The organism is Janthinobacterium sp. TND4EL3 (assembly GCF_900156175.1).
Classification (GTDB): domain Bacteria; phylum Pseudomonadota; class Gammaproteobacteria; order Burkholderiales; family Burkholderiaceae_D; genus Janthinobacterium.
Map to the genome: position 1 here is coordinate 1 of NZ_FTMV01000021.1, position 18,008 is coordinate 18,008.

Sequence of the window (18,008 nt, forward strand, 5' to 3'; positions counted from 1 at the left end):
CGCGCCACCACGATGCAGACCTGTTCACTGGAAATGCCGCGCTGGCGGGCGTGGCCGCCCCGGCGGCGTGCCGGACGCGTCAGATGCCTGGATCCCTTTTCCGATTCCAGCAGATACAGCTCGTCGGCCTCGGCGATGCCGTGCAGGCACAGCGGCCGGTCCGTCCTGGCGAGCGTCAAAAACCGGTGGCGCCAGCGGAAGGCGGTGTTGCGGTGCACGCCCAGCTGGCTTGCTGCCTGGCGCACGGAAGCCGATGCCAGCAGGCAATCGGCGTAGGCTAGCCACAGCGATTTATGGCGCAAGCGCGCCAGCGGCGTGCCGGTGAGCGCATTGAAGGTGCGCCCGCACGGCACGCAGCGGTAGCGCTGCAGTCCGTGCGCATGGCCGTGCCGGTGCGCATGGCTGCTGTTGCAGGCGGGACAGTGTAGCCGCTGCCGGGCCACGCTTTCGACCAGTGCCACGGCGGCGTTCTGCGATCCTGCCCCGCGCAGCAGGGTGGCGCTGGCCAGACGCTGGCGACGGCTCAGTGCGGCGAACTGGGCGATGAAGGTTTTCCATTCGGCTGGCTGCATGGCAGGCTCCCGTTTGTCCGATATGTACAGTCAGACAGCCGGGGCTGGGGAAGATTCCCTGGGTTCCCCTATTTGTCGGGGACAGAGCCTTTTACATGCGGGGGCGGCCTCGCTTATTCGTCGCCGTCGTCGTCCGCCTCGCCCCTGGAGGACTTGCCGCGCTCGGCATCGGCGCCGCGCTGCAGGGCGGCCGCATCGCGGAAGAAGGCGTCCGTTGCGTGATCGGGGCTCAGGCGCAGGGCAGGCGGGTAGATCGCGGACATGTACAGTTCGTCCGCCAGGCGGCCGCTGATCTGCAAATTGCTCAGCAGTATCAAGGTCGAGCCGATGATGGCCAGCACCACGCTGACGAGCCCGAAGCGGCGCGGATGCTGTGGTTTGATCGTGCACAAATGGTAGTAGATCATGGCGCATACAATGACGATGAACATATGGCGTCCGTAGCGCGTCAGCACTTCCAGCGAGAACGCATACGCGGCCACATTGCTGCCCAGTTCCCACGCTTCCATGGCCAGCAAGCCGCAGCCGATGATGAACAGGTGGCGGCCGAAGCGCGCCGTATGGCCGAACAGGCGGTTCGCCACGGCCCAGATGGCGGCCCACACGAGGCCGGCGCCCAGCGCGGAGGCGATGACCATCAGGTACGAAATCGGATCGAAGGCTTCCGCATCGCCGAGCCAGTTGCTGAAGGCGGCCGAGGCACCGATCATGGCCAGGCCGGTCATGGCGGGGCGCAAGCCTTCCCAGTTGTGCATGGTCGTGTCGCTCAGTTCGGGCGCCACCGGATGGTCGCTGGCGCGCACGCGCAGTCGCGTGTGGCCCAGGCGCACGATGCTGTTGCCGCCCAGGGCTACCTGCGCCTGGCGCTGGCCGAGGTGGATCACGCCATTCTGGCTGCCCAGGTCGCGCAGCAGCAGGCCGCCTGTGCCATCATCCTCGACGATGGCGTGGGCGGGCGCCGTGTGCGCATCGTCGAGGATGAAGTCATTGTCGTAGCCGCGGCCTATGCGGATCGGCAAGGCATCGATCCGCTGGCGCCGTTCCACGTCGCCATTCGCGGCGAGGATTTCGATGTAGTAGGGCGCTTTCATGGCTTGCGCGCGCCGCTGGCGGAAGGGGCGCGCGACAGCGCTTCGAGGAAGGTGCGGGTGACGCGCATGCCGTTGGCGTAGGACACGCCGCGCGCGTCGATGCGGCTTTGCAAGCTCATTAGTGGCTCATCGGTGCTGGCGGCCAGCAGGGCGAAATCATACAGGCCGGAAAATTTGCGGTAGGCGCGCACGCACAGGACGGCGCGCAGGGGCAGGGTGGCATTCTTGACGAACTGTTCAGTGCAATGGGGGCCCGTCAGGTGCGCGCTCTTGTAGTTGCCGAAATTTTCATTCTTGAACGAGGCGCTGGCCAGTTCGGAAAAGCGCAGCGGCCCCAGTTCGCTGCTGCGCAAGAATTCGTGGCGCATCGACACCTGCCCCGTCTGCAGGGCGCCGGAAATGAAGATGGCCGATTCCATGGCGCAGCTGGTATTGTCTATCGTATAGGGCTTGTCGGCCTTCACGTTGGAGCGGCCCCAGCAGCGCATCTGGTCCGATTCGCGCACGGGCACGCGGTACGGTCCCATGGCTTTCAGGCTCAGGGGCGTGCCGAGCAGGCGCGCCAGCATCACTTCCTGGTGCGCCAGCAGCTGCGCCGTCACCAGCGGCTTGAAGTCCTTCGGCGGCTTGCCTTGCTGCGCCACCTTGGCCAGCAATTGCTGGGCATAGCGGGCCGGCACGAGGAAACTGACGAGTTCCCCGTCGAGGCGTTTCGAGACATTGATGCCCGCGACGTCGCCATTCGCCGTGACGCTGGGGCCGCCGCTCATGCCGGAATTGATCGGCCCCGTAAACATCAGCTGGTCGTAGAAACTGCGCGTGACGACGCCGTTGTACGACCCTTCCGAAATGGCGAAGCCCAGGTCCAGCGGATTGCCCATCGAATACAGGTACTGGCCCTGCGTCAGCGGCGCCAGCTGCTCGGGCATCTTGAAAAAGCCCGTGCCATGGCGGTTTACGCGCAGCACGGCCAGGTCGTGCAGCACATCGACGGCCAGCAATTCCACGTTGCCGCGCTGGCCGCTGGTGTCGACCCATTCGCCCACATAGGTATCGGGGTCGAGCGCGAATTGCGACACGACGTGATAGTTGCTCACTACCAGGTCGCCCGTGCCGATCAAAAAGCCGGACCCCACGGACGACTGCGTGCGGCCGTTCTTCAGCAGCACGCGCACTTGCAGGATGTCGGCGCGCGCGGCCGTGTACAGCTTTTGCGCGGCCGACGAGGGCGGCGGCAGGGCCGCGTGTTCGGTGGCGGCCGGCGCGGCGGTGGCCGGCGGCGGCTTGACGGGAGGAACCGATGCGGCGGAGGCCGCAGCGGCGGAGGTGGCAGGCGTGGCGACCGGCGCCGCCTGCGCGCCAGCGGTGCCGCACAGGCCGGCCAGCAGGAGGGCGAAGTTAGATAATTTCATGCATCCTTTATGCGTGAGCGGGAGCACCTGTGCACGATGGCGCCGCCTGCGCGCCAGTGCGGCAATTACAGGGCGCCGTCTTCGAGCGCCGGCGCCGTCACCGGCGTCATCATGTGACCGAGCTTGCTTTGCTTGGTATTGAGGTAATGCTGGTTGAAGGCGTTGCGGTTGACCAGCAGCGGCACCCGCTCGGCCACCGTGATGCCCAGCGCTTCCATGGCGGCGATCTTGCGCGGGTTGTTCGTCATCAAACGCAGGCTGTCGATGCCGAACTGCGCAAACATGGGCTTGCACAAGGCGTAGTTGCGCGCATCGGCCTTGAAGCCCAGCTGCTCGTTCGCCTGCACCGTGTCGGCGCCCGCTTCCTGCAGGCGGTAGGCGCGGATCTTGTTGATCAGGCCGATGCCGCGTCCTTCCTGGCGCAAATACAGCAGCACGCCGCGGCCTTCCTCGGCAATGCGTTTCAGCGCGCCTTCGAGCTGGGCGCCGCAATCGCAGCGCTGGGAAAACAGCACGTCGCCCGTCAGGCACTCGGAATGCACGCGCGCAAGCACCGGTTCGCCGTTGCCGACGTCGCCCAGCACCATGGCCAGGTGTTCCTTGCCCGTGGCGTGCTCGACAAAGGCATGCAGGGTGAACTGGGCCCACGGCGTCGGCAGTGCGCAGGAAGTCGTGTAATCCAATTCGCCTGTCGCCAGGAGGTCTGCGCCGCTTTGCATGGTTGTGCTCATATAAGTAATTATCAAAAATAAAAGGCGCGCGACACCACTCCGGTGCCGGCGCGCCTTGCCATCATACCAAAAAGCAGGGAAACGTTTTTCCCCGGCTGCCTTTCGGTCGTTGCAATGTCTGGTGATGAACCTTACTTAGGGGCACTTCCTCCATTTACAAGGTGGATGGCTGGCTTTGCCTGGCGGATGCCGCCGCCAGGCACGGGATCATCAGCTGCCGATGCGGCCGCCGTCGTTCTTGGTGATCACGATGGTGGCCGAGCGGGGGCGCTTGCCGGCGCCATAGCCGGCGTTGGCCGGCCATTGGCTCGTGTACTTGGACGGATCGCCGATATTGGCCAGCGCGGTGTTTTCGCCCGGATGCTGGATATTGATGAACATGGTCTTGCCGTCGGGCGTTTCGCTGATGCCCGTGATTTCCGAGCCGACCGGCCCCACCAGGAAGCGCTTGAGCGTGTCGGCCGTGGGTTTCTTGCCGATGAAGGTGTCGACGGCCAGGTTGCCGCCGGCCGCCGTCGCGTAGTTCAGGGTGGACTTGGCGCCGTCGCCCACCTTGCCGGGGATGGCCGCGAGCATCATGCAGTTGGTCACGTCCGTGTACGCGCCATCGTCCGTCTGGATCCAGCAGATGCCCGTGTAGGGGCTGAAGGCCAGGCCGTCCGGGCTGGAGAAGTCCTGGTCGGCCGTCAGGTTCGACAGGTTGATCTTGCTGGCGTCGGCGCCGCTCTCTGCGCCAAACAGGTAGACATCCCACGTAAAGCTGGTGGCCGCCGCCGCGCCCGTGCCTTCCTTGAAGCGGATGATATGGCCGTTCGGATTGCCGTTCTGCGCGCTGCTGCCCTTCATGTCCGTGTAGGCGCGCGGGTTGGCGCTGTCGGGCGCCAGCTGCGACGAACCGCTCGGATTGACGGTGCGGTTCGAGTTGTTGGTCAGCGTGTAATAGATCTCGCCATTGGCCGGGTTGACCGAGCACCATTCCGGGCGGTCCATCTTCGTTGCGCCCACGGCGTCGGCCGCCAGGCGGGCATTGACCAGCACGTCGGCCAGGTCGGCGAACTTGTAGGCACCGTAGGCCTGGATCAGCGCGTTCGACAGGGACAGCTCGATCCACTGGCCCGTGCCGTCGGCGGCCAGCTTGGCCACGTACAGCTTGCCCGAATCGAGGTATTTGTCGCCGGTGGCGATGCGGTCTGCCGGGTTGGCGTCCGCCGCGGCCCAGACGGCCGTCGTGACGAATTTGTAGATGTATTCATTGCGCGAATCGTCGCCCATGTAGACGGCCAGCTGCTGGCCCACGGTCGGCACGCTGAAGGCGGCGCTTTCGTGCGCGTAGCGGCCCAGCGCCGTGCGCTTGCGGATGGCGCGGGTCTTGTCGTACGGGTCCATCTCGACGATGTAGCCCATGCCGTTGAGTTCATTGCGGTAGTCGTCGCTGCCGTCGGCCGATGCGCCGATCTTGCTCAGGTTCCAGCGCGCGTACTTGTCGTCGCTGCCGCCCGTTTCCCAGCCGTGGCGCGAGGCGGCGCCCTGGCTGCGGCCATAGCGGTTCAGCGACACCACGGACTTGTCGCCGCGCGCCGCGTTGTCGGCGGCCGAGCGCGTGAAGTAGCCGGCCCAGTTTTCTTCGCCGGACAGGTAGCTGCCCCAGGGCGACTTGCCCGTGCCGCAGTTGTTGATGGTGCCGCGCGTCTTGGTGCCGGTCGGCGAGTACTTGGTCACCACGAGGGCGTTGCCGCGCACGGGGCCGGCAAGCTCGACGTCCGTCAGCGGCGTGACGCGGCGGTTGAAGGCGGAATCGTTGACGGTGGCCCAGGCGCTGCCCGTCTTCTTGACTTCCACCACGCTCAGGCCGTGGACGGCCACTTCCTTGTCGACTTCGGCGGCGGGGCGCGGCAGCGTGGTGGTGCCGCCATTGACGTGCAGGAAGTGCGAGGACAGTTTTTCGTCCGTGGTCGCTTCGTGGTTCATCGCCAGCAAGCCCCGTTCGGCGCCGGACGCCAGCGGCGCGCCGGCGGCGGACAGGCCGTAGTATTCCATGCCGTCGTGGTGGTCGCCGGCGCGGTTGTCGAAATCCGTATCGCTGCCGTCGTTCTTGTAGGCGGGCGTGGCCGCGCGCAGCGAGTCGCCCAGCGCATACAGGGCGGTGGCCGTGTAGCCGGCCGGCACGGACACGACATCGGCCAGGCTTTTCGGCACGGCCGTGAAGGCCAGCAGTTTTTCAGGCGTCGGCGTCGGCGTCGGCGTGACGGCCGCCGCATCGCTGTCGCCGCCACAGGCGGACAGGCCCATCGACCCCATGACGGCGGTGGCGGCCGTGACGGCGCTGCCGCGCAGCCAGTTGCGGCGGCTCAGGCGGGCGTTCAGGATGCTGTTGAAATGGTTGTCGTGGGACGCGTTGCTGTCGATGTCGTTCGGATCGGTGGCGCGGATGGCCAGATCGTTGGGCTTGTTCATGGGCTGCGATGTCCTGTGGTTGCGTGATTTAAAGGCAAGCGCATGATAGTGAGCGTATGTGACGGCCGCATGTCAGTTCCATGACCAAACGGTGACAGGCGGCCGGCCGGACGGGCCCCGTGCGTGACGGGTCCGTCCGGTCAGGCCGCCTTGGCCTTAACTGGCCTGGCGAAAACCGCGCCGAAGAGGGGCAGCTGCCATCAACGAGGCAGATCGAACAGCAGAAATTCCGCGTCTTCCGGCTGGGTAATGATCACGGCCGCTTCCTGCGTCAGTTTCAGCGCATCGCCCGCCTTCAGCGGCGTGCCGTTCACCACCAGGCTGCCGCGGATCAGGTGCACATAGGCAAGGCGGCCCTCGTCGAGTGCATGCTCGGCCTGTTCGCCTTCCTGCAGGATGCTGGCGTAGAGGGCCGCGTCCTGGTGGATCAGCACGGAACCGTGGCGGCCGTCGGACGAGGCGATCAGGCGCAGCTTGCCCCGTTTGCTTTCTGGTGAGAAATGTTTCTCTTCATAGCTGGGGGCGATGCCCGTCACGTTCGGCTGTATCCAGATCTGCAGGAAGTGCAAGCCCTCCGTGTTCGAGTGGTTGAACTCGCTGTGGCGCACGCCGCTGCCGGCGCTCATGCGCTGCACATCGCCGTAGTGCAGCACGGAACCGGTGCCCATGCTGTCCTTGTGCTCGAGCGCGCCGTCGAGCACATACGAAATGATTTCCATGTCGCGGTGGCCGTGCGTGCCGAAGCCCTGGCCGGGCGTGACGCGGTCTTCATTGATCACCAGCAAGGGGCCAAAACCCATGTGATTGGCATCGTGATAGCTGCCGAAGGAAAAGCTGTGGTGGGAATTGAGCCAGCCGTGGTTGGCGGCGCCGCGTTCTTCGCTGTGACGAATCTGTAACATGGTGTGCTCCGTTTCTGTAAAATTAATGTGCGATAATTTCGAAGGACCGTTGCTTGGCATCTGCCTTGGCGTCTTTTCTGCCCCTCGCTGTACGATGGAGAAAGTATAGGCCGCCAAGCCGGGAAAGAAAAACGGAAAATCTACCGTACTATCATCGAAAAAATCGAATGTTAAGACTAAGCCTGGAAGCCCTGCAAATCGTCGACGCCATCGACCGCCGCGGATCGTTCTCGTCGGCCGGCAAGGAGCTGCATAAAGTGCCGTCCACCATTTCCTATACGGTGGCCAAGCTGGAAGACGACCTGGGCGTGCAGGTCTTCCAGCGCAACGGCCCGAAAGTCGTGCTGACGGCGGCGGGGCAGGAATTGCTGAAGGAAGGGCGCTACCTGCTGAAGGCGGCGCAGGACCTCGAACACCGCGTGCGCAGGGTGGCGTCGGGCTGGGAAACGGAACTGGCCATCGGCATCGACTCCATGTTTTCCGCCGTGGCCCTGGCCGGCGACGTGCGCGCCTTCTATGAGGTGGCGCAGCAGACGCGGCTGCGCCTGGGGCAGGACACCCTGTCGGGCACGTGGGAAGCGCTGCTGGACCGCAGGGTCGACTTGCTGGTCGGCGCGCCCGGCGACGGGCCTGCCGGCGGCGGCTATATTGCACAGCCGATCGGCATGCTGGACTTTGTCTTCACCGTGGCGCCCACGCACCCGCTGGCGCTGCTGCCCGGCCCGCTGTCGCGCGGCGACCTGCAGCAATACCGCGCCGTGGTGGTGGCCGATTCGGCGCGCCAGCTGGCGCCGCGCACGGTGGGGCTGCTGCTGGGGCAGGATGCGCTGACGGTGCCGAACATGCAGGTCAAGTTCGACTACCAGGTGCTGGGCCTGGGTTTCGGCTTCCTGCCGGGGCCTTGCGCGCGCGCCGCCATCGCGCGCGGCCTGCTGGTGGAAAAGGCCGTGGAAGAGCCGAAACCATCGGAAACGTTCTACCTGGCGTGGCGCGTGGGCGAGGATGGCGCCGCGCTGCGCTGGTGGCTGGCGCGCATGCGCGATCCCGACGTGTTCGCGCGGCTGGCGCTGCACCTGCCGGGGCGTGCCTGACGCAGCGCCCGCCATTCGGCGTAGGCCTTAAAATGTTGACATAGGCCAACATTTTCAGGTTACCATATTCACAGTATTTCCATCGCATTTCTGGCCCGACCTCCATGCCCCCTGGTGGGATTTTGATGATTACACAGACCGCAGCGCTCCCGATATTCTTCCTGCCCCCGTTTCCTGCGCGGGGTTGCCGTGCTTGAGGCGAAAGTGGCGCTATGCCTGCGCCTGGCCCAGGAGGCCCGCGAACAGGCGGGGCCGCAGCAGGCCGCCACCCTGGCGCGCCTGCAGGACGAGCTGGAGCGGCTGCGCGGCGTCAGCCGGCCCGTGGTGCGCGTGGCGCCGGCCGACGCCCTGCTGGAAATCGATCCCGACGGCTTTTTGATCGGCTGGAACCATGGCGCCGAACAGATGTTCGGCTATTCCGAAATCGAGGCGCTGGGCCAGCACATCCTGTTCCTGTACCCGGAAGACGATGCCGAAGCGAGCGTGCTGGAGCTCCATTTCGTGCAGGGCGACGTGGCCACCGATGTGCGCCGGCGCAAGAAGTCGGGCATGGTGACATGGCTGCGCATGCACCGCCACGTGATCCACGACCAGGCCGGCAAGGCGTGCGGCATGGCCGTGCGCCTGTCTGCGCTGAGCGAACCGCTGTCCGACGTGGACAAGGTAAAGTTGCATGCGCGCATCATCGAAGACAGCGAGCAGGGCGTGCTGATCACGGATGCGGAAGAGCGCATCGTGTCGATCAACAGTTCGTTTTCCCGCATCACCGGCTATTCGCCGGCCGAAGCCATCGGCCGCACGCCGGACTTGCTGCGCTCGGGCGTGCACGACCCCGATTTCCGCGCCAAGGTGCGCGCCGCCATGCGCGGCCACGGCTCCTGGCGCGGCGAGATCATCGGCAAGCGCAAGAATGGCGAACTGTTCCCGCAAGACGTCACCATCAGCGTCGTGCGCGACGAGTACGGCGAGATCAGCCATGTGTTTTCCCTGTTTTCCGATATCTCCGTGCACAAGGATGCCGAGGCGCGCATGCAGCGCATGGCCAACTACGACAGCCTGACGGGCTTGCCGAACCGCTGCCTGCTGAACCAGCTGGTCGACCAGGGCCTGGCCGAAGCGAAGCGGCAAGGCACGCATGGCGCGCTGATGGTCATCGACATCAGCCGCATCGGTTCCATCAGCGACACCCTGGGCCATGAAGTGGGCGACCAGCTGGTGATCGCCATCGGCCAGCTGTTCCGCGGCGCCCTGCGCGACGCCGACATCCTGGCGCGGGTCGACAACAACAAGTTCGTCGTGGCCCTGCTGCACATCGAAAAGCGCGAACACGCGGCCAACGTGGCGCAAAAACTGCTCAACCTGCTCGAAGCACCGATCAATATCGACGCGCACGCGCTGCACGTGGGCGCCAGCATCGGCATCACCGTGTATCCGGAAGACGGCCTGGAAGCGCCGGCCCTGTTCCGCTTTGCCGACGTGGCCGTGGCCAAGGCGGGCCAGACCATCGAATCGACCTTCCTGTTCTACCGCGAGGACATGAACCGGCGGGCCAAGGAACATTTGCGCCTGGAAAGCGAAATGCGATTGGCCCTGGGCGACAAGGAGCTGGAATTGCATTACCAGCCGAAAGTGAGCCTGGCCAGCGGCCGCATCGTGGGCGCGGAAGCCTTGCTGCGCTGGAAGCATCCGATGCGCGGCATGGTCTCGCCCGGCGTCTTCATCCCCGTCGCCGAGGAAACCAGTCTGATCCTGGAACTGGGCACCTGGGTGCTGGACGAGGCGTGCCGCCAGATCCGCAGCTGGGAAGACCGGGGCCTGCACATGCCGGCCATCGCCGTCAACCTGTCGGCGCGCCAGTTCGACGAGCAGTTGCCGGCGCGCATAGCGGCCGTGCTCGAACGCTACGGCGTGCGGCCCGAGCAGATCATGCTGGAAATCACGGAAAGCCTGCTGATGCGGGGTGCCGACAAGGTCATCGACATCATGAACCAGCTGGTGGCCATGGGCCTGGCGCTGGCGCTGGACGACTTCGGCACCGGCTATTCCAGCCTTGCCTACCTGAAGAAGTTTCCCATCAGCACATTGAAAATCGACCGCTCCTTCGTCGTCGGCTTGCCCTTCGAGGAAAACGACTGCGCCATCGCCCGCGCCATCGTCACCATGGCGCAGCAGCTGCGCCAGGAAATCGTCGCCGAAGGCGTGGAAACGGCAGAACAGATGCGTTTCCTGCGCGAACTGGGCTGCGACCAGCTGCAAGGCTATCTGTTCAGCCCGGCCGTGCCGGCGGCCGAGTTCGAACTGATGCTGGGCGAGGGCCGCCAGCTGCGTCTGGGCGAGGCCGTCGTCTAAGGCTGGCCCAGCTTGACCTTTTCCAGCAGGTAATCGAGCATCACGCGCACGCGGGCCGGCACCTGCAGGCCCGGTCCCACGAAGACGGCGTGCACGACTTCCTTGTCGCCCGGATTGTGGTCCTGCAGCACCTCCACCAATTGACCTTGCGCAATGTCGCGCTGCACGTGCTGGCGCGAAAAGCGTCCCAGTCCCATGCCCGCCAGCGCCAGCTGGCGCATGCTTTCGCCATCGCTGACGCAGGTATTGCCCTGCGGCGCCACGTGCAACGTTCCTCCGCTCCCGTCGCGGAAGGGCCAGGTTTCGTTCTGGCAGCGGAAGTTGAAGGCCAATAAATTATGTTCGGATAATTCCTGCGGCGTGCGCGGCAGGCCGTGGCGCGCCACGTAGGCGGGCGCGGCGACGACGACCATCGCGTCTTCGCCCAGTTTGCGCGCCACCAGGTTCGATGCCTTCAACTGGCCCGTGCGGATGGCGATGTCGGTGCGGTCTTCCAGCAGGTCGACGACAGCGTCGCTGACGACGACGTCGAGCACGATGTCGGGATAGCGACGGGCGAACTCGGGCAGGATGGGCAGCAGCTGGTGCACGCCGAAGGGCACGAAACAGTTGATGCGCAGGCGCCCGCGCGGCGCCGCGCCCTGCGATGCTTCGCGCTCGGCGCCGTCGATATCGTCGAGGATGCGCTTGCACTGGACAAAAAAGGCGTCGCCCTCGGGCGTCGTGTGCAGCTGGCGCGTGCTGCGCTGCAGCAGCCGCGCGCCGAGCCGCGCTTCCAGCCGATTGACGAGCTTGCTGACGGCCGATGGCGTCAGGGCCAGGCGGCGCGCGGCGGCGGAAAAGGCGCCCGTTTCCACCACGGCCACGAAGACGCTCATCTCGAAGGCGCGGTTGATGTCTTGCCTGGCCATTATTGAATCCATTTCACAGGTGTTTCCATTATGGGAGTCTATATCAAAAGTAGTTCTCCCGATACACTGGCCGGCTTGAATCATTGCTGGAGCCATCATGACCACCGCACACCGTGTTTCCCCCCCAGCCAGCAGCATGCCGCCCGGCGTGCTGGCGCTGGCCGTCGGCGCCTTCGCCATCGGCGTCACCGAATTCATCGTCGTCGGCATCCTGCCCGCGATTGCGAAGGATTTGCACATTTCCATCGAATCGGCCGGCTCGCTGGTGAGCCTGTACGCGCTGGCGCTGGCCGTCGGCACGCCGCTGCTGGTGCTGCTGATGTCGCGCCTGCCGCGCAAGGCGGCCCTGCTGGGGCTGATGAGCGTTTTCCTGGCCGGTAACCTGCTGGCCGCGTTTTCCCACACATTCGAATTGTTGCTGGCGGGGCGGGTCATCACGGCCGTGGCGCACGGCACCTTCTTTGCCATCGGCGCCACCGTGGCCGCCAGCCTGGTGGACAAGGCGCAGGCGGGCAGGGCGATTTCCGTGATGTTTGCGGGCCTGACGCTGGCCATGGTGATCGGCGTTCCGTTCGGCAGTTTTCTTGGCAACCTGATGGGCTGGCGCCTGCCCTTCTTTGCCGTCGTGGTGCTGGCCGCGCTGGGCCTGGCCGCGATGGCGCGCTGGCTGCCGGCCGGTTTATCGCAAGGCCAGGGCGGCAAGGCCATGACGCAGCTGGCGGCCCTCGGCAGCGGCCCCATCCTGACGATGATGGCCGTCACCACGTTCGGCTTCGGCAGCAGCTTTGCCGCCTTCACGTTCATTACGCCCATCCTGACGGATGTGACGGGTTTTTCCGCCGCCATGGCCAGCGCCTTGCTGATCGTGTTCGGCATCGCCACCTTTGCCGGCAACCTGGCGGGCGGCTACCTGACCAGCCACCTGGGCTGGCAAAAAGCCCTGCGATCGATGCTGCTGTTGCTGGCCGTGACGCAAGTGGGCGTGGCGCTGGCCGTCACGTCCCAGTGGCTGATGACGGTGATGCTGTTCGTCTGGGGCGTGTTCGCCTTCGGCCTGTCGCCCGCCCTGCAGGCGGGCATGCTGGCCACGGCCGAGCGCTACACGCCGCAAGCCGTCGATTTCGCCTCGGGCTTGAATATTTCCGCGTTCAACCTCGGCATTTCCTTCGGCTCCATGCTCGGTGCGCTGATGGTCTCGCGCCAGCTGATGGCGTCGTCGCCGTGGGCCGGCGTGGCCGCAGCGCTGCTGGCCCTGCTGCCGCTGGCCTGGCTGGCGCGCCGCAAGCTGGCCGCCCACGTGGCGGGGGCGGCCGCGCATTGAGCGCGGCCTGCCTTATTCCAGCAGGGCGGCGATCGCCAGCGGCGTGCCGCCGGTGAGGACCTGGCCCCCGTCCGGATGCGCATGGAAACGGAAGGCGTAGACGCGAAAGCCGCTGGCGGCGTCGCCGGGAAAGGCTGGACCGTCCTGCGCCGCCAGCGGTGTCGCCGCGCCATCGCCGCCCTGGTAGCGCACCTGCGCCGCATCCGTCCTCGCATACGCAAACTGCACGCCGGCGCAGCGCTTGCCGCCAGCGCTGCCGGCGTAGCGCGTATAGGCGAGGAACTGTTCGCAGGCGGCGCGCAGGTCGGCCGCCGCATACACGCCGTCGGGCCGCGTGACGATGGAGACCCACGCTCCCCAGGCGATCTGCCCCGGCTTGCGGTTCCAGGTCAGCTCCGCGTTGTCGTCATAGGCGGCCTTGGAAAACGGGAAAACGGCGCGGCCCAGCGCATCGAGCGGCAGCGCCAGCTGCGCGTCCTTGCCGTGCAAGCTCAGGCGCAAGCCGTCCGTGGACACGCCGGCGTCGCGCGCGCGCAGGCGCAGATGCTGCTGCAGCAATTGCTTGGGCTTGCCGTACTTCTCGAACCAGATCATGTGGCGGTAGGCGTCGCGATACGCGGTCCAGTCGCCGCCTTCCTGTGCGCCGGCGAACAGGGGCAGCAGTGCCAGGGCGAGTAGCAGGGGCTTGCGCATGGCGCTAAAACCGGTAGCCCAGGCCGCTGGACCAGGTGATGACGTTGCGCCGCCCGATGACGGGACTGCCGGCCGGCCCGCTGCCCAGCCGCGTGCCCGTGACGGCGCTGTTGAGCAGCCACTTGCTGCTCAGGGCCCAGTTCCAGTTGACGCCCGCCTCGATGGCGGTGACGCCGCCGGCCGGGCGGTAGTCGCGCGCGCCGCCGGCAGCAGCGCTGACGGCGTAGCGCTCCTCCATCACGGCGCCGCTGGCCAGCGACACGCCGGCCGACAGCGTCACCGCATGATGGGCCGCCAGCGACGGCAGGGTCTTTTGCACGGCAAGCTGGGCGCGCCAGCCGTGCGCGCTCGTGTCGTACGCCAGGTTCGACGTGACGCGCGTCTGCTCGCCCAGGTAATAGCCATAGAAGCCGCCCACGTCGGGCGTGCCCTTGATGCGCCGCGTGCCGCGCAGGCGCCAGCCATCTTCCGGATCGCGCGCGTTGCTGGCGGCCAGCAGCGGGCCGTATTCCACGCCCGGCGTGGCCGACAGGTGCATGCCCGCCACGCCGCTGGCCGAGACGAACACGCCGTTGCTCCACTGTACCTGCAGCAGCGGTCGCAGGACGGCGGCGCGCGGCGCGCCGTCATCCGTCGCGGAGCTGCCCGTGACGGCCGCGCCCACGTACATGTCCCGGCTCCCGTCGGGCATCATCTGCGCGCCGGCGCCGCCGGCCAGCAGCAGCGCCGGCAGCAACAGCCGGCCAGAAAAACGGGGAGAAAAACGGGGAGCGAACTTGTGCATGCCATCCTTTAAAAACCGAAACGGACACCGAGCGCGAGGCGGTTCATCGTGCTGTCGAGTCCTTCGTATCTGACTGTCGGGGCGTGCTCCCATTCGAGCTGCAGCGCCACGTCCTTGTTGATCTGGTAAGCCGCTCCCACGCTCGCGTACAGGCCCGTCTTGCCGGCCGATTCACCGGGCGGCGCATTCTTGCCGTCGATGGAGAATTTGACGCGGCTGCGCGCCATGCCGGCCTTGGCGAACAGCGACCAGTCCTCGTCCAGGCGCCAAGTGCCGCGCGCCGCCAGGTAGGCGGCGCTGGCGCGCACCCTGAGCCGGTAGCCGGGGTCGAGGTCGAAGCTGGTCGCGCCGCCGCTGGCGCGGTAGCCGCCCTCCAGCGCCCAGGCCGGCGTCAGTGCATGGCCGGCGAAGACGCCGAAAGGCAGCGCCTTGCCGCTGGCGTCGCGCTGGCTCGTCGCGCCGCCGGCCGCATACTGGATCTTGCCGTCGCTGGACGGGCTGACGTTGGCGCCCACGTACAGGCCTTCGGCGTGGACGAGCGAGGTGGCGGCGACGGCGAGCAGGGTGCTGCATGCAAATTTTTTCATGTTCGGATTCCGGTTGAGGTAGGAGCCATGAATCTTAGGCAAACATCGTCCCGGAATCCGCCCGTGTTTGTCCTTGAATTGTCCTCAATTTGTAGGCCGCATTTGTATAGAAAGTGTAGCAATGTGTACCGGATTGTCGAATTTGCCACAGGCGCGCCGCGCTCCACTACAATACGCCACAAAAATGGCGGCGCGGAGGAGCGATGCAAGGTGTCATGCTGGTGGAAGACGATGCGCGGCTGGCCGCGCTGGTCAAGGAATACCTGGAGCAATATGACTATGCGGTGGACGTCGTCACGCGCGGCGACCAGGCCCTGGCGCGCTTTCGCGATACCCGGCCCGAGCTGGTGATACTCGACCTGACCCTGCCCGGCGTCGACGGCCTGGTGGTGTGCCGCCAGCTGCGCCAGCTCAGCGCCGTGCCCATCCTGATACTGACGGCGCGCGAAGACACCTTCGACGAAGTCTCGGGCCTGGAGCAGGGCGCCGACGACTACGTGAACAAGCCGATCCAGCCGCGCGTGCTGCTGGCCCGTTTGCGCGCGCTGCAGCGGCGCGGCAGCGCGGCGGCCGGCAGCGATATCGTCATCGGCCAGCTGCGCGTGTCGCGCGAGAACCGCGCCGTGCACTGGCGCGGGCAGGCAATCGCCATGAACAGCGCCGAATTCAAGTTGTTCGCCATCCTGGCCGACGCCGCGGGCAAGGTCATGTCGCGCAATGACATCCTCGTCAAGATGCGCGGCATCGAATTCGATGGCCTCGACCGCAGCATCGACAACTGCATCTCGCGCCTGCGCCGCAAGTTCGACGATACCGCCGCCGAGCGCATCAAGACGGTGTGGGGCGAAGGCTACCTGCTCACGCCCTCGGCCTGGGAATGAACCGCCTGTTCTGGCGGTTCGCGCTGCTGGTGCTGCTGGCCATCGCGCTGGGCAGCGGCGTCATTTACTTCACCTTCAGCGGCCTGTTCGGCGACCCGCTCGAACATATCGCGCGCGACCAGGCGGCCGGCCAGATCTTCCTGCTGGAGCAGTACATCGACCAGGCGCCCGCCGACGAATGGCTGCCGCGCCTGAACAAGGTGCGCGAAGTGTCGGACGTCACGCTGGAGCTGCAGCCGCTCGCCGCCGTGCTGGCGGCGCTGCCGGCGACGCAGCGCGCGCCGCTGCTGCAGGGCGCCGTCGTGATGGACGTGGGCGGCAAGGGCTTTTACCGCCGCGTCGACGTCACGGGCGCGCGCTATGCCGGCAGCGACGACGACGTGCTCCACGCGCAGAAGCTGCCCATCGACGTGGGCCAGGCGCTGCGCATGGAAGCGATCCGCTTCGCCGTCATCGCCCTGTGCCTGCTGCTGCCCCTGGGCTGGTGGACGCGCGCGCACGGGCGCAGCCTGGCGGCGCTGTCGCGCATGGCCGACGATTTCGGACAGGGCGACCTGGCCGCGCGGGCGCGGGTCCGGCCCGGCTCCAGCATCGCGCCGCTGGCGGGCCGCATCAACGACATGGCCGGGCGCATCGGCTCCCTGCTGGAGGCGCGCAAGCATTTGCTGCTGTCGGTCTCGCACGAGCTGCGCACGCCGATCGCGCGGCTGGAATTCGGCCTGGAACTGCTGGCCGCGCGGCATGCGGAAGGCCAGCCCGACCTGCAGCGGCGCGTCGACGCCATGGGCGCCGACGTGGAGGAATTGAAAACCCTCGTCAATGAGCTGCTGGGCCTGATGCAGCTCGATCATGCGCAGGCGCTGCCGCGCCAGTCCTTCGCGCTGGCGCCCCTGCTGCACGCCTGCCTGGCGGCTGCCTTGCCGCGCCAGGTGGAAGCCTGCATCGCCGCCGACCTGGGCGAGCTGCGCGGCGACCCCCGCCTGCTGGCGCGCGCCGTCGGCAACCTGCTGGGCAATGCGGCCAAATATGCTGTCGCGCGCGTGGCGCTGTCGGCCGTGCGCGACGGCGAGGTGCTGCGCATCGTCATCGACGATGACGGTCCCGGCATTCCCGCCGGGCAGCGCGAACGGGTGTTCGCCCCGTTCTACCGCCTGGAGCGCGAGCAGGACCATGCGGCCGCGGGCCACGGCCTGGGACTGGCCATCGCCGCCAGGGCCGTCGCGCTGCACGGCGGCGCCATCGCCATCGACGATTCGCCGCTGGGCGGCGCCCGCTTCACTATCTGCATTCGGCCATGAGCGCCGGCGCATCGCGCTTCTGGCGCTGCGCCATGTAGGAACTGCCCATGGAGGCGGCCATGATCATGGCAATCGCCAGCCACTGCCCGGCGCCCAGGCGTTCGTCCAGCAAAATGTACGCCAGCATGGCGGCCACGGCCGGTTCCATGCTGCTCATGATGCCGAAGGCTTGCGGCGTCAGCCGTTTCAGGGCCACCATTTCCAGCGAGATCGGGATGGCGCTGGAAATGAGCGCGACCCCTAATCCCACGCCCAGCACGACGGGCGAGAGCAGGGCGGCGCCGCTGTGCGCCACGCCCACGGGCACCACCACCAGCGCGGCCATGGTCAGGCCCAGGGCGACGGAATGGCCCGCGTGCAAATGGCTGGCGCGCTTGCCGAAGACGATGTACGAGGCCCAGCAGACGGCCGCGCCCAGGGCGAACAGCACGCCCGTGGGGTCGAGATTGCTGACGTCGTGGCCCAGCGGCAGCAGCAGCGCCAGTCCCGCCACGGCCAGCGCCACCCAGACGAAGTCGAGCGGACGGCGCGAGGCCAGCAGGGCCACGGCCAGCGGGCCGGAAAATTCGATGGCCACGGCGATGCCGAAGGGGATCGTGCGCAGGGCCATGTAGAAGCACAGGTTGGTCAAGCCCAGCGCCGCGCCGTACAGGGCCACCGTGCGCAGGTCGGCGCGGCTCAGCTGCCAGCGCCACGGGCGCCAGAACAGCAGCAGCAAGAGGGCGGAAAAGCCCACGCGCACGGCCGTCGTGCCTTGCGCGCCCACGAGCGGGAACAGGCTGTGCTTGGCCCACGAGGTGCCCAGTCCCAGGCAGGTGACGGAGCCGAGGATGGCCAGCAGGGGAATCAGGGATGCATAGCGGCGTAATGGCATGGTGATAAAAGGCTTGATATCGGAATAGCGAAAGTTTATTGTGTCTGCTCCGGTATT

General features: G+C 66.7%; 16 protein-coding genes. 5 read left to right on the forward strand and 11 right to left on the reverse strand.

Annotated elements, in window-relative coordinates:
* The 6 genes from BXA07_RS25070 to BXA07_RS25095 form a co-directional block, all read right to left on the reverse strand.
* Positions 1-572, reverse strand: a 572-nt coding sequence (locus BXA07_RS25070) for an IS1595 family transposase (RefSeq protein WP_139335744.1), incomplete at its 3' end; no start/stop codon positions are given.
* A gap of 113 nt (positions 573-685) precedes the next feature.
* Positions 686-1,663: an FHA domain-containing protein gene (locus BXA07_RS25075; RefSeq protein WP_076571959.1), complete on the reverse strand. Its 978-nt coding sequence runs from the start codon at positions 1,661-1,663 to the stop codon at positions 686-688.
* On the reverse strand, positions 1,660-3,075 hold the full coding sequence (locus BXA07_RS25080) for a S1 family peptidase (RefSeq protein WP_076571961.1): 1,416 nt from the start codon (positions 3,073-3,075) through the stop codon (positions 1,660-1,662). The genes BXA07_RS25075 and BXA07_RS25080 overlap by 4 nt, the downstream gene beginning before the upstream one ends.
* A gap of 65 nt (positions 3,076-3,140) precedes the next feature.
* Complete coding sequence (gene ribA, locus BXA07_RS25085) at positions 3,141-3,794, reverse strand: GTP cyclohydrolase II (RefSeq protein ID WP_076571963.1); 654 nt, start codon at positions 3,792-3,794, stop codon at positions 3,141-3,143.
* Between the two features lie 222 nt (positions 3,795-4,016).
* Positions 4,017-6,260 carry a PhoX family protein gene (locus BXA07_RS25090; RefSeq protein ID WP_076571965.1) on the reverse strand — a complete coding sequence of 748 codons (2,244 nt, stop codon included), beginning with the start codon at positions 6,258-6,260 and terminating at the stop codon, positions 4,017-4,019.
* Positions 6,261-6,460: 200 nt separating this feature from the next.
* A complete protein-coding gene (locus BXA07_RS25095) occupies positions 6,461-7,162 on the reverse strand; it encodes a pirin family protein (protein WP_076571967.1) in 702 nt (233 codons plus the stop codon).
* A gap of 167 nt (positions 7,163-7,329) precedes the next feature.
* Here BXA07_RS25095 and BXA07_RS25100 point away from each other — a divergent pair, with 167 nt between their 5' ends.
* Both BXA07_RS25100 and BXA07_RS25105 read left to right on the forward strand, forming a co-directional pair.
* Positions 7,330-8,253, forward strand: coding sequence for a LysR substrate-binding domain-containing protein (locus BXA07_RS25100; protein WP_076571969.1), 924 nt, complete (start codon positions 7,330-7,332; stop codon positions 8,251-8,253).
* Between the two features lie 189 nt (positions 8,254-8,442).
* The gene (locus tag BXA07_RS25105) at positions 8,443-10,602 is read left to right on the forward strand and encodes a putative bifunctional diguanylate cyclase/phosphodiesterase (RefSeq protein ID WP_076571970.1); all 2,160 of its coding nucleotides are present in this window, start codon (positions 8,443-8,445) and stop codon (positions 10,600-10,602) included.
* On the opposite strand, the gene BXA07_RS25110 is transcribed toward BXA07_RS25105, so the two are convergent.
* A complete protein-coding gene (locus tag BXA07_RS25110) occupies positions 10,599-11,513 on the reverse strand; it encodes a LysR family transcriptional regulator (RefSeq protein WP_076571972.1) in 915 nt (304 codons plus the stop codon). The genes BXA07_RS25105 and BXA07_RS25110 overlap by 4 nt on opposite strands.
* Before the next feature lie 97 nt (positions 11,514-11,610).
* On the opposite strand from BXA07_RS25110, the gene BXA07_RS25115 reads away from it, so the two are divergent.
* A complete protein-coding gene (locus tag BXA07_RS25115) occupies positions 11,611-12,834 on the forward strand; it encodes an MFS transporter (RefSeq protein WP_076571974.1) in 1,224 nt (407 codons plus the stop codon).
* Between the two features lie 12 nt (positions 12,835-12,846).
* Here the strand turns inward: BXA07_RS25115 and BXA07_RS25120 are convergent, their stop codons facing one another.
* The 3 genes from BXA07_RS25120 to BXA07_RS25130 are packed head-to-tail and all read right to left on the reverse strand — an operon-like array spanning position 12,847 to position 14,898.
* On the reverse strand, positions 12,847-13,527 hold the full coding sequence (locus BXA07_RS25120) for a hypothetical protein (RefSeq protein WP_076571975.1): 681 nt from the start codon (positions 13,525-13,527) through the stop codon (positions 12,847-12,849).
* A gap of 4 nt (positions 13,528-13,531) precedes the next feature.
* Complete coding sequence (locus BXA07_RS25125) at positions 13,532-14,311, reverse strand: MipA/OmpV family protein (protein WP_244556401.1); 780 nt, start codon at positions 14,309-14,311, stop codon at positions 13,532-13,534.
* A gap of 8 nt (positions 14,312-14,319) precedes the next feature.
* Entirely contained in the window at positions 14,320-14,898 is a 579-nt protein-coding gene (locus BXA07_RS25130) for a porin family protein (RefSeq protein WP_076571977.1), read from the reverse strand.
* 203 nt (positions 14,899-15,101) lie between these two features.
* Between BXA07_RS25130 and BXA07_RS25135 the strand changes: the two genes are divergently transcribed.
* Both BXA07_RS25135 and BXA07_RS25140 read left to right on the forward strand, forming a co-directional pair.
* Positions 15,102-15,779: a response regulator gene (locus BXA07_RS25135; protein WP_076571978.1), complete on the forward strand. Its 678-nt coding sequence runs from the start codon at positions 15,102-15,104 to the stop codon at positions 15,777-15,779.
* Positions 15,776-17,077, forward strand: coding sequence for an ATP-binding protein (locus BXA07_RS25140; RefSeq protein ID WP_076571980.1), 1,302 nt, complete (start codon positions 15,776-15,778; stop codon positions 17,075-17,077). Before BXA07_RS25135 ends, BXA07_RS25140 begins: the two co-directional genes overlap by 4 nt.
* Here BXA07_RS25140 and BXA07_RS25145 read toward each other — a convergent pair.
* The gene (locus BXA07_RS25145; RefSeq protein ID WP_076571982.1) at positions 17,058-17,951 is read right to left on the reverse strand and encodes an EamA family transporter; all 894 of its coding nucleotides are present in this window, start codon (positions 17,949-17,951) and stop codon (positions 17,058-17,060) included. The genes BXA07_RS25140 and BXA07_RS25145 overlap by 20 nt on opposite strands.
* Between the last annotated feature and the right edge of the window lie 57 nt (positions 17,952-18,008).